The sequence below is a fragment of the Streptomyces dengpaensis genome, from assembly GCF_002946835.1.
Lineage (GTDB): Bacteria > Actinomycetota > Actinomycetes > Streptomycetales > Streptomycetaceae > Streptomyces > Streptomyces dengpaensis.
This window is the reverse complement of record NZ_CP026652.1, coordinates 3081884-3094091: the sequence shown is the minus strand read 5'-3', so window position 1 is coordinate 3094091 and position 12208 is coordinate 3081884. Positions and strand designations below refer to the sequence as shown.

At 68.0% G+C, this 12208-nt stretch carries 8 protein-coding genes; 7 read left to right on the top strand and 1 reads right to left on the bottom strand.

The annotated features are described in order from the left end of the window. Nucleotides 1-113 precede the first annotated feature (113 nt). Genes C4B68_RS14030 through C4B68_RS14010 form a run of 5 tightly spaced genes read left to right on the top strand, consistent with a single transcriptional unit; the run spans nt 114 to nt 5745 of the window. Entirely contained in the window at nt 114-1739 is a 1626-nt protein-coding gene (locus C4B68_RS14030; RefSeq protein WP_099499687.1) for a peptide ABC transporter substrate-binding protein, read from the top strand. Between the two features lie 6 nt (nt 1740-1745). Next, complete coding sequence (locus tag C4B68_RS14025) at nt 1746-2669, top strand: ABC transporter permease (RefSeq protein WP_099499688.1); 924 nt, start codon at nt 1746-1748, stop codon at nt 2667-2669. Further along, nucleotides 2662-3672: an ABC transporter permease gene (locus tag C4B68_RS14020; protein ID WP_099499689.1), complete on the top strand. Its 1011-nt coding sequence runs from the start codon at nt 2662-2664 to the stop codon at nt 3670-3672. Before C4B68_RS14025 ends, C4B68_RS14020 begins: the two co-directional genes overlap by 8 nt. A gap of 5 nt (nt 3673-3677) precedes the next feature. Next, nucleotides 3678-4664, top strand: coding sequence for an ABC transporter ATP-binding protein (locus tag C4B68_RS14015; protein ID WP_099500012.1), 987 nt, complete (start codon nt 3678-3680; stop codon nt 4662-4664). Next, a complete protein-coding gene (locus C4B68_RS14010; protein WP_099499690.1) occupies nt 4645-5745 on the top strand; it encodes an ABC transporter ATP-binding protein in 1101 nt (366 codons plus the stop codon). Before C4B68_RS14015 ends, C4B68_RS14010 begins: the two co-directional genes overlap by 20 nt. A 155-nt stretch (nt 5746-5900) precedes the next feature. Here C4B68_RS14010 and C4B68_RS14005 read toward each other — a convergent pair whose 3' ends face one another. Beyond that, nucleotides 5901-8018 (bottom strand): S9 family peptidase, encoded by a 2118-nt coding sequence (locus C4B68_RS14005; protein ID WP_099499691.1) that lies wholly within the window; start codon nt 8016-8018, stop codon nt 5901-5903. A gap of 175 nt (nt 8019-8193) precedes the next feature. Here C4B68_RS14005 and C4B68_RS14000 point away from each other — a divergent pair, with 175 nt between their 5' ends. Together C4B68_RS14000 and C4B68_RS13995 are read left to right on the top strand one after the other, a co-directional pair. Next, entirely contained in the window at nt 8194-8388 is a 195-nt protein-coding gene (locus C4B68_RS14000; RefSeq protein WP_099499692.1) for a hypothetical protein, read from the top strand. A gap of 133 nt (nt 8389-8521) precedes the next feature. Continuing rightward, nucleotides 8522-12157: a type I restriction endonuclease subunit R gene (locus tag C4B68_RS13995; protein ID WP_099499693.1), complete on the top strand. Its 3636-nt coding sequence runs from the start codon at nt 8522-8524 to the stop codon at nt 12155-12157. The last annotated feature ends 51 nt before the right edge of the window (nt 12158-12208 follow it).

Below are 12208 nucleotides of genomic sequence, written 5' to 3'. Positions count from 1 at the left end.
TGTGCGTAAAGTTCCGTCTGCACCAATATGGGGCGCAATGGGTGCCGGTGCACCGGAGCGGAAATTCCCACCCCCGGCGTCGGCGCCCCGGCGGACTCTTGAGGAGGCACTCCATGCGCGGAGCCACGCGCCACGCCACATGGGCCGCCTGCGCGGCGGCGGTAGCCCTCGCGGCGATCGGCTGCGGGGGCGGCGGCAACAGCGGCGGCGCCTCCGGGGTCTTCAGCTCCTCCTGGGGCGACCCGCAGAACCCCCTGGAGCCGGCCAACACCAATGAGGTGCAGGGCGGCAAGGTCCTCGACATGATCTTCCGGGGTCTGAAGCGGTACGACGCCAAGACCGGCGCGGCCGAGAACATGCTGGCCGAGAAGATCGAGACCTCGGACTCGCGGAACTTCACGATCACCGTCAAGGACGGCTGGACGTTCAGCAACGGCGAGCCCGTCACCGCGCAATCCTTCGTCGACGCGTGGAACTACGGGGCCGGTCTCAGGAACAACCAGAAGAACGCGAAGTTCTTCGGGTACATCGAGGGCTACGACAAGGTCCACCCCGACTCGGGCAGCCAGAGCGCCGACACCCTCTCCGGGCTCAAGGTCACCGGCCCCCACACCTTCACCGTCGAGCTCAACCAGAAGTTCTCGACGTTCCCCGACACCCTCGGCTACGTGGCCTTCGCGCCGCTGCCCAAGGCGTTCTTCGACGACCACGCGGCCTGGGTGAGCAAGCCCGTCGGGAACGGCCCGTACACCGTCGAGTCCTACACCAAGGGCTCGCAGATGTCCCTGCGCAGGTGGGACGGCTACCCCGGCGACGACAAGGCGCGCAACGACGGCGTGGACCTCAAGGTCTACACCGACAACAACACCGCCTACACCGACCTCATGGCCGGCAACCTCGACCTCGTCGACGACGTGCCCGCCGCTCAGCTCAAGAACGTGCGGAGCGACCTCGGTGACCGGTACATCAATTCTCCGGCCGGGATCATCCAGACGGTGGCCTTCCCGTTCTACGACAAGAACTGGGACACGAGCGACGCGCTGAAGGTCCGTCAGGGCCTGTCCATGGCGATCGACCGCGGACAGATCACCAACACCATCTTCCAGAAGACCCGCACTCCGGCCACCGACTGGACCTCGCCGGTGCTCGGCGCGGAGGGCGGCTTCCAGGACGGACTGTGCGGCGAGGCCTGCTCGTACAACCCGTCAAAAGCCAGGAAGCTGATCGAGGAGGCGGGCGGTCTGCCCGGCCGGCAGATCAAGCTCTCCTACAACGCGGACATGGGTTCCCACAAGGAGTGGGTCGATGCCGTCTGCAACTCCATCAACAACGCGCTCGGCAACGACACGGCCTGCGTCGGCAACCCGATCGGCACCTTCGCCGACTTCCGCAATCAGATCGGCCGGCACAAGATGCCCGGTCCTTTCCGGGCGGGCTGGCAGATGGACTACCCGCTCATCCAGAACTTCCTGCAGCCGCTCTACTACACCAACGCCTCCTCGAACGACGGCAAGTGGTCCAACAAGGACTTCGACCAGCTCGTCGACCAGGCGAACGCCACGACCGACCAGGCCAAGGCCGTCCGGCTCTTCCAGCAGGCCGAAGAGGTCGTACGGGACAACATGGCCGCCATCCCGCTCTGGTACCAGAACGGCAGCGCCGGCTACTCGGAGCGGCTCTCCGACGTGGCACTCGACCAGTTCAGCGTCCCCGTCTACAACGAGATCAAGGTCAGCTGAGCTCCCATGGGACGGTACGTCGTCCGGCGTCTGCTGCAGATGATCCCGGTGTTCGTCGGGGCCACTCTGCTGATCTTCCTGATGGTGAACGTGATGGGCGACCCCATCGCGGGCCTGTGCGGCGACCAGCAGTGCGACCCTGCGACCGCCGCCCAGCTCAGGAGGGAGTTCGGCCTCGACAAGCCCGTGTGGCAGCAATACCTGACCTACATGGGCAACGTCTTCACGGGCGACTTCGGCACCGCCTTCAACGGGCAGCCGGTCACCGAGCTGATGGCCGGCGCCTTCCCGGTCACCATCCGGCTGACGGTCGTCGCGATCCTCTTCGAGATCGTGATCGGGATCATGCTGGGCGTGATCACCGGGCTGCGGCGCGGGCGGCCCGTCGACACGGGCGTTCTGCTGTTCACCCTCGTCGTCATCTCCGTGCCGACCTTTGTCACCGGTCTGCTGCTCCAGCTGCTGCTCGGGGTCGAGTGGGGCTGGATCAAGCCGTCCGTCTCCCCGGACGCCGCCTTCGGCGAACTGATCGTGCCCGGCCTGGTCCTGGCCTCCGTCTCCCTCGCGTACGTGACCCGGCTGACCCGGACCTCCATCGCGGAGAACAAACGGTCCGACTACGTCCGTACGGCCATCGCCAAGGGCCTGCCCAGGCGACGCGTCATCACCCGGCACCTGCTGCGCAACTCGCTCATCCCCGTGGTCACCTTCATCGGCACCGACATCGGCGCGCTGATGGGCGGCGCGATCGTCACCGAGCGGATCTTCAACATCCACGGCGTCGGCTTCCAGCTCTACCAAGGGATTCTCCGGCAGAACACGCAGACCGTGGTCGGTTTCGTGACGGTCCTCGTCCTGGTCTTCCTGGTCGCCAACCTGCTCGTCGACCTCCTCTACGCCGTGCTCGACCCGAGGATCCGCTATGCGTGAGCAGTCGCCCTACGAGCCGCACGAACCCGAGGGCGCCATGGCCGCGAGCGGCGCGGGAGGAGCCATGGACCTGGCCGCGAACGAGGCGGAAACCCTCGAACGGCGTCCATCGGCCGGGGCCCCGGGAGGACCGACGGGAGGCGCGGGTCCGCAGGAGAAGCCCAGAAGCCTCTGGTCCGACGCCTGGCGCGACCTGCGGCGCAACCCCGTCTTCATCATCTCCGCGCTCGTCATCCTCTTCCTGGTCGTCATCTCCCTGTGGCCCTCGCTGATCGCCTCCGGCAATCCCCTCACCTGCGACCTGGCCAAGGCGCAGGAGGGCTCGCAGCCCGGCCACCCCTTCGGCTTCGACGGCCAGGGCTGCGACGTCTACACGCGCACGGTGTACGGGACCCGCGTCTCGACCAGCGTCGGTGTCTGCGCCACCCTCGGCGTCGCGGTCCTCGGCTCGCTGCTCGGCGGGCTCGCCGGGTTCTTCGGCGGCGTCTGGGACGCGATCCTGTCCCGGATCACCGACATCTTCTTCGCGATCCCCGTGGTCCTCGGCGGTCTGGTCCTCCTCTCCGTGGTGACCAGCAATACGATCTGGCCCGTCATCGGGTTCATGGTGCTGCTCGGCTGGCCCCAGATCTCCCGTATCGCGCGCGGCTCCGTCATCACGACCAAGCAGCACGACTACGTGGCGGCCGCCCGCGCCCTCGGCGCCTCCAACTCCCGGCTGCTGCTCCGGCACATCGCGCCCAACGCCGTCGCGCCGGTGATCGTCGTCGCGACCATCGCGCTCGGAACGTATATCGCCCTGGAGGCGACACTCTCGTACCTCGGCGTCGGCCTGAAGCCGCCGACGGTCAGCTGGGGCATCGACATCTCCTCGGCGTCCGCGTACATCCGCCAGGCCCCGCACATGCTGCTGTGGCCCGCCGGTGCGCTCGCGATCACCGTGCTCGCGTTCATCATGCTCGGCGACGCGGTGCGCGACGCCCTCGACCCGAAGCTGAGGTGATGGCCGTGCTGCTCGAAGTGCGCGATCTGCACGTGGAGTTCAGAACCAGGGACGGGGTCGCCAAGGCGGTCAACGGGGTCGGCTTCGGGGTGGACGAGGGCGAGACGCTCGCCGTCCTCGGCGAGTCCGGCTCCGGCAAGTCGGTGACCGCGCAGGCCGTGATGGGCATCCTCGACATGCCGCCCGCCAAGATCACCGGCGGCGAAATCCTCTTCCAGGGCAGGGACTTGCTGAAGCTCAAGGAGGACGAGCGGCGCACCGTCCGCGGCGCCGAGATGGCGATGATCTTCCAGGACGCGCTGTCCTCACTCAACCCCGTGCTCAGCGTCGGCGAGCAGCTCGGCGAGATGTTCACCGTGCACCGCGGGATGTCCAGGAAGGACGCCCGAGCCAAGGCGATCGAGCTGATGGACCGGGTGCGCATCCCGGGCGCCGCCGACCGGGTGCGCGACTATCCGCACCAGTTCTCCGGCGGGATGCGCCAGCGCATCATGATCGCCATGGCGCTCGCCCTGCAGCCCGCCCTGATCATCGCCGACGAACCGACCACCGCGCTCGACGTCACCGTCCAGGCCCAAGTCATGGACCTGCTCGCCGAGTTGCAGCGCGACCTGAACATGGGGCTCATCCTCATCACCCACGACCTCGGCGTGGTCGCGGACGTCGCCGACAGGATCGCGGTGATGTACGCGGGCCGGATCGTCGAGTCGGCCCCGGTCCACGACATCTACAAGGCGCCCGCACACCCGTACACCAAGGGCCTGCTGGAGTCGATCCCGCGCCTGGACCGGAAGGGCCGGGAGCTCTACGCCATCAAGGGCCTGCCGCCGAACCTGATGCACATCCCGCCGGGCTGCGCCTTCAACCCGCGCTGCCCGATGGCCCAGGACGTGTGCAGGACCGACGTACCGCCGCTCTACGAGGTGGACGAGGAGCGCAGGAGCGCGTGCCACTTCTGGAGGGAGTGCCTCGATGACACAGACGGCGACTGAGAAGCCACGGGCGGGCTCGGAGCCCGAGCCGATTCTGCGGGTCAGCGGGCTGGTCAAGTACTACCCCCTCACCCGGGGCATCCTCTTCAGGAAGCAGATCGGCTCGGTCAAGGCCGTCGACGGGGTCGACTTCCACCTCGGCCGGGGCGAGACCCTCGGCATCGTCGGCGAGTCCGGCTGCGGCAAGTCGACGCTCGCCAAGATGCTGGTCCACCTGGAAAGGCCGACGGCCGGGACGATCACGTACAAGGGCGAGGACATCACCCGCCTGTCCGGCAAGGCCCTGAAGTCCGTACGCCGCAACATCCAGATGGTCTTCCAGGACCCGTACACCTCGCTCAACCCGCGCATGACCGTCGGCGACATCATCGGGGAGCCGTACGAGATCCATCCCGAGGTCGCGCCGAAGGGCGACCGCAGGAGGAGGGTGCAGGAACTGCTCGACGTCGTGGGTCTGAACCCGGAGTACATCAACCGCTATCCGCACCAGTTCTCGGGCGGTCAGCGTCAACGCATCGGCATCGCACGGGGGTTGGCGCTTCGCCCCGAGATCATCGTCGCCGACGAGCCGGTCTCCGCGCTCGACGTCTCCGTACAGGCCCAGGTGATCAACCTGCTGGAGCGGCTCCAGGACGAGTTCGACCTCGCGTACGTGTTCATCTCCCACGACCTCTCGATCGTGCGGCACATCTCCGACCGGGTCGGCGTGATGTACCTCGGGCGGATCGTGGAGACCGGCAAGGACGCCGAGATCTACGACCATCCGACGCACCCCTACACCCAGGCTCTGCTCTCCGCCGTGCCCGTGCCCGACCCGGAGGCCCGGGAGCGCCGGGAGCGGATCATCCTCGCCGGGGATGTGCCGTCCCCAGCGAACATCCCGTCCGGCTGCCGCTTCCGCACCCGCTGCTGGAAGGCCCGGGAGCGCTGCACGCTGGAGGTGCCGCTGCTCGCGGTGCCCGCGGAATTCCGGCGCACCGAGGGCCCGGCCGCGCACGACTCGGCCTGTCACTTCGCCGAGGAAAAGAGGGTCGTGCCCCCCGAGGAACCACGGAACAATCAAGATGACGGGACGCCATAGCCGTACAAACGCACATCAATCGCTTTAACACGCAGGCAACTTGGCTGACCCGGCACCGATATACGGACGCGTCAATCTGAACACCGTACGGCCGTGCGGGTGCCGTAAACGAGCCGGGGTGCGCCATGTCACCCCGGCTCGTTGCCGTGCCGAGGTCAGACGAGCCCCAGCGAGCGCTTCAGGAAGTCCACCTGGAGCAGGAGCAGATTCTCGGCGACCTGCTCCTGGGGGGTCATGTGCGTGACGCCCGACAGGGGCAGCACCTCGTGCGGGCGGCCGGCGGCGAGAAGCGCCGAGGACAGCCGCAGGGCGTGCGCCACCACGACATTGTCGTCGGCGAGACCGTGCACGATCATCAGCGGCCGGTGCGGCTCGGCGGGCGCGGAGAGACCCTCGTCGGTGACCAGCGAACTCTTCGCGTACGTCTCCGGAGCCGCCGCCGGATCACCGAGGTACCGCTCCGTGTAGTGGGTGTCGTACAGCCGCCAGTCCGTGACCGGGGCGCCCGCGATGCCCGCGTGGAAGACGTCGGGGCGGCGCAGCACCGCGAGTCCGGCGAGCCAGCCGCCGTACGACCAGCCGCGGATCGCCACCCGGGACAGATCCAGCGGGAAATCCTCCGCAAGCCCGCGCAGCGCGTCGACCTGGTCGTCGAGGGAGAGCGTGAAGTCGTCGCGGATCTCCTTTTCCCAGGCGGGGGAGCGGCCGGGGGTGCCGCGGCCGTCGGCGACGATCACCGCGAACCCCTGGTCCGCGAACCACTGTGAGGGGAGGTGCGCGTTGTGCGCGGCCAGCACCCGGGGACCATGCGGACCTCCGTACGGGTCCATCAGAACGGGCAGGGGATTGTCACCGTCGTAGTCAGTAGGCATAAGCACGGCGCACGGGATTTTGCGTGCGCCCCCCTGTGTCAGTGTCACGCGCGGGGACAAACCGGGATCTTCGGCGTACGAGGGGATGGCCGCCGCCTGCTTTCCTTGCCGCAGCACCTGCACCTGGGTGCCCGGCCGGTCGAGCACCGACGAGACGAGCACGGTCACGCCCCCGGCGCGCACCGCCGAGTGCACGCCGGGCTCCTGCGAGACGCGCTCCACACCGAGCTCGTTCACGCGGTACACATGCACTTCGCCGGTCTCCCGATCGGCCGCCGCCTCGCCTGCGGACGCCGAGATCAGCACGTCGTCGTCCGAGACGTCGAGCACCGCGCGGACATGCAACTGGGCGCCCGTCAGCAGGCGTTCACCGAACGCGAGCACCCGGGCGCCGCCCTCGTCGGCGATCCGCACAAGCTGTCCTCCCGGGCTCCAGCACGGCACACCGGCGAAAAGATCCAGCCAAATAGGATCTTCGTCCGCGTGCACCATCCGCGTCGTCCCGGTATCCGGATCCACCGCCAGGAACAGCTGGCTGCGCTGGTCCCGCGCCTGCACCAGAATCAGCGGCGCACCCGCCTCTGACCAGTGCACACGCGCCAGATACGGGTACTGCGCCCGGTCCCACACGACCTCCGTGCGCACCCCGTCGAGCGTGACGACGAAAAGCCGTACGTCCGCGTTGGCGCTGCCCGCCACCGGATACGCGACCCGCTGCGGATCACGTTCCGGCTGGGCCGGATCGGAGATCCACCAGCGCTGTACGGGCGTGTCGTCCGCCCGCGCGACGAGCAGCCGATCGCTCTGCGGAGACCACCAGAAGCCCCGCGAACGCCCCATCTCCTCGGCCGCGATGAACTCGGCCAGCCCAAAGGAAACCGACTCCCCGTCAGGTTCGGCCAGTACCCGGTCGTCCTCACCTTCGGCACCCACAACACGCAGGGCGCCCCCGGAGACGTACGCGACGAACCGCCCGTCGGGCGAGGGCCGGGGGTCGATCACCGGCCCCGGGACGCGGAGTTCACGGGCCGTGCCGGCCCGCAGCTCCGCCGTGAAAAGCCGCCCTGACAAGGCGAAAGAGGCCAACTCGACGGCCGCGTCGGTGGCGTAGCCGACGATCCCGGCGCCGCCCTCGCGGCTGCGCTCACGGAGCGCCCGCTCCTCCGGCGGCAGATGCTCCGTGGCGCCGCCGAGCAGCGCCGCCGGATCGGCCGCGACGCGCTCCCCGCCCTCCAGCACATCGAGAACCCACAGTTGATTCGCCCGGTCCGTACCGGAGCGGGACCGCAGGAACGCCACACGGCAACCGTCGGGAGACACGGTGAACGCACGCGGCGCGCCGGAGGTGAACCGCTGCGTGCGGGCGTACCGGCGCGGGAAGGAGAGAGGCTCGGTCGTCATGCCCTGACCATATTGGCCATGCGCCCCCTTGTGCGGCTGTGCGCCGATCGATGCGCGCGTACGGATAGTTATGATCACTAGCGCTGCGTGGGTATGAACCTGCTGGCCGCTGTATGAATTTACGACCCCCATGTCCAACCCCCCATGTCCCAGGGATCTTTGGAGGTGAGCCGCCGTGGCACTCTCGATTTCGGCGGTGGTGCTGCTGGTGATCGTCGTCTTTCTCCTGATCAAGAAGTCAGGACTGAAAGGCGGGCACGCTGCCGTGTGTGTCCTCCTCGGCTTCTATCTCGCCTCCTCGACCGTCGCCCCGACGATCAGCGAGCTGACCACGAACATCGCGGGCATGATCGGCAGCATCAAGTTCTGATCCGCGCCCGAACGTTGGCTCCGGGAGACAACTGACCGGAGCCCGACCCCAGCTGACCTGTTCTCCTTCTGCGTGCCGCTCGGATCCGTAAGCTTGACGGATCTAGGACAAGCGAAGGCTGAGGCAGCGGCGCGTGGACAGAGACAGTGTTGACGATCGGCTCCGGGAGCTGGCGAAGGCATCCCCCAACTTCGGGCGCCTGTACAGGTATCAGCCTCTCCTCGCCATCTACGGGTCGCAGGCGGAACTCACCGTTCTGACCAACCCGAACGCCGCCTACGTGAACGCTGGGCAGTTCGGTGAGGTCCTGGCCGAGGAGTTCGTCACCCGGACCGGCACCCGGGTCGAGGGCACCAGCCAGTTCGACCGGCTCAATGCGCTCACGCGGGCAGGCGTGCTCGTCGGCTGGAGCCGTGACGCCTTCGACAAGCTGCGCAGGGGCCGCAACGACGCCGCGCACAACCACCTCTTCGACACGACGAAGGCGCTCGAAGCGCTGAAGTTGTGCTGGCAGTTGGGTGACCTCTTCGACCGGGCCATGGGCGGTACGCGGACGGTGACCGCGTTCGTCCCACCGACACTCCCGGCCGAGGTGCCGTCCGCCGACCCCGAGGAGATCGCGGAGCTTCAGAAAGCGCTAGACGGGCACCGTCGTGCGCTGGCCGAGTCGCGCGTCAAGCTGTCCGAGACCAGCGATCGCCTTGAAGCGGCGCGGCGGGCGCGTGAAGAGGCCGAGGCCCTCATCGCCAGTGCCGAGCAGACCAAGATCGCCTACGCCGAACAGATCCAGGAGTTGCGGACGCAGGTCACGGAGCTGCGGGCGGCCCACCAACAGCAGTACGACCGAGAGCGCGTCCAGCCCCGCAAGGTCGCCTCCGCCGCCCGTGAGGCCATCGTGGAGCGCGCGCAGCGCCCCGCGCCGCTCAACGAGGTTCAGGCGCGCGAGAAGATCGACGTGATGCTGTCCAAGGCGGGTTGGCGGATCCAGGACAAGGCGGACGCGAACCCGCTGGCGTGCAAGGGCGTCGCCATCCGTGAGTTCACGTTGGCCACAGGCCGCGCCGACTACGTCCTGTACGTCGACGGCAAGATCGTCGGGGTCATCGAGGCGAAGCGTGAAGGGACGGCGCTTGCGGGGGCCCTCGCCCAGAACGAGCGGTATGCGGCGGGTGTGCTCAAGGACCACGCGATGGCCGTGTGGCGCAGGGAGGAACCCTTCGCGTTCCGCTACGCCACCACGGGCACGGAGACGTACTTCCTCAACCGCATCGACCCCGACGCACGCTCGCGTGAGGTCTTCGCCTTCCACCGCCCCGAGACCTTCGCCGCGTGGATGAAGCGGGCCGAAGAGGATCCGGAGACCCCCACCTTCCGGGCGGCCTTGCGCACCAACATGCCGCTACTGGAGACACACGGCCTGCGCATGGCTCAGGTCGAGGCCATCACGGGCTTGGAAGGATCCCTGGCCACCGACCGGCCGCGCGCCCTGATCCAGATGGCGACCGGCGCAGGCAAGACCTTCACGGCCGTCACAGAGACCTACCGCCTGCTCCGGCACGCGGGCGCCCGCCGGGTCCTCTTCCTCGTCGACCGCAACAACCTCGGTCGCCAGGCGCACGCGGAGTTCGACAAGTACCGCACGCCCGACGAGAACCGGAAGCTCACCGACCTCTACAACGTCGACATGCTGGGCCGGAGCGGGCTCCAGGAGACGTCCTCCGTCGTGATCTCGACCATCCAGCGGATGTACGCCTTCCTCAAGGGCGAACCGGTGGCGGACGGACCCGAGACGGACGAGCCGGACACGGACGACCTGAAGACGAGCGAGGCGGAGACCGGGGACCGCGAGGACAAGAAGGCCTCGACCCTGGACGAGACCTACGCGGCGGACGAGCCGATCACGGTCGACTACAACCCGGACGTCCCGATCGAGTCCTTCGACGTGATCGTGGTCGACGAGTGCCACCGCTCCATCTACGGCCTGTGGCGTGGCGTCCTGGAGTACTTCGACGCCCATCTCGTCGGCCTCACGGCCACGCCCACCCGCCAGACCAAGGGGTTCTTCGACAACAACATGGTCTCGCGGTACACGTTCGAGCAGGCCGTGGCTGACGGCGTCAACGTCGACTTCGACATCGTGCGTCTCAACACCGACCTGCGGGAGGACGGCGGCGCCAAGATCGAAGCGGGTACGACCGTCCGCATCCGCGACCGGCAGACGCGCGCGCAGAGGTACGAGGAGCTCGACGAGGACTTCGAATACACCGTCTCGCAGCTCGGTCGCACGGTGATCACCGAGGATGAGATCCGGGCCGTACTGACGACGTACAGGAACAACTGGCAGCGGTGGTTCCCAGGGCGCGTCGACCTCCCCAAGACCCTCGTCTTCGCGGCTGGCGACGACCATGCCGACGAGGTGCTCAAGCAGGTCAAGGAAGTCTTCGGGCGGGGCGACGAGTTCGCGAAGAAGATCACGTACAGATCGCGGGAGAACGGGGACGACCCGGACTCGCTCATCAACGACCTGCGTAACTCGGCCCGGCTGAGGGTCGCGGTGACGGTGGACATGATCGCCACAGGCACGGACGTGAAGCCGCTCGAATGCGTGATATTCCTCCGGTCGATCAAGAGCCCGGTGCTCTTCGAGCAGATGAAGGGCCGGGGCGCCCGCTCGATCGACCCGGACGAGCTGAAGGCGGTCACTCCGGAGGCGGCACCTGACCTGGTGAAGGACCGTTTCTTGCTGATCGACGCGGTGGGTGTCACCGACTCGCCTCTGGTGGATGCCCGGCCGCTGATCCCGGCGGGCGAGAAGGGCATCTCGCTGGCGAAACTCCTCGACAAGGCCGGCACGCGCTCACTGACGGCGGACGAGGCGGAGACGCTGGGGCGTCGTTTGGCCCGTATCGACCGTCAGTTGGGTGATGAGGAGAAGAAGCTGCTGGCCCAGACGTCTGAGGGCGTGAGCCTGGCCGACCTAGCGCGCCGCATCGCGGATGCGGTGGACGTCGACACCCAGGACCGCGCCCGCCACGAGGGCGGCTCCGAGCTCGCCAAGAAGCTGGTCCAGGACGCGGTGGCTCCGCTGACCAGTCGGCCGGAGCTGCGGAAGCTGATCCTGGAGATCCGTCACCAGCAGGACCTGACGTACGACGAGACGACGGAGGTACGGGTCACGGAGCTGCGGGAGGTACCGCGCGAGGAGAGGGCCCGCAGGGAGCTCGCCGAGTGGAACTCGCTCCTCACGAAGGAGCAGCGGGACGAGAATGCGGCGATCCGGGTCGCGCTGGGAAGCGGCACGCGCCGCTTCACTCCGCGCGAGGCGCGGGACGCGCTGAAGGAGCTCGCAGGCAGGATCCGGGCGACGAACCGTTCCTGGACGCCGGGGGTGTTGTGGGACCACTACGACCAGCTCGGCAAGGCCGCGACCGGCCCCGGCAAGGAGGCGGGCCTCGGCGACCTCATACGGCTCATCCGCTACGAGCTCGGCGCAGACGACGAGCTCCGTCCGTACCGTACGGTGGTCGAGGAGCGCTTCGAGGGCTGGCTGCTGCGGCAGCAGCAGGCGGGAGTGGAGTTCACGGACGACCAGTTGTGGTGGCTGGACCGTATAAAGAACGCCATTGCCGCCGACATCGGCATCGAGCCGGGAGACTTCGGACACGCACCTTTCTCCGAGCGCGGCGGAGGCCGGGGCTTCATGCGGGCGTTCGGGGACAAGGACAAGGCGCTGGAACTGTTGGATGAGCTGAATCAGGAACTGGCTTGAGCGTGGATCTAGGTGGGTTGCCGGACTCCTGGTCGTGGGTGTCCCTGCAGG

Coding starts and splice junctions, on each gene's coding strand:
- C4B68_RS14030 (WP_099499687.1), top strand. CDS start 114: ATGCGCGGAGCCACGCGCCACGCCACATGGGCCGCCTGCGCGGCGGCG.
- C4B68_RS14025 (WP_099499688.1), top strand. CDS start 1,746: ATGGGACGGTACGTCGTCCGGCGTCTGCTGCAGATGATCCCGGTGTTC.
- C4B68_RS14020 (WP_099499689.1), top strand. CDS start 2,662: ATGCGTGAGCAGTCGCCCTACGAGCCGCACGAACCCGAGGGCGCCATG.
- C4B68_RS14010 (WP_099499690.1), top strand. CDS start 4,645: ATGACACAGACGGCGACTGAGAAGCCACGGGCGGGCTCGGAGCCCGAG.
- C4B68_RS14005 (WP_099499691.1), bottom strand. CDS start 8,018: ATGACGACCGAGCCTCTCTCCTTCCCGCGCCGGTACGCCCGCACGCAG.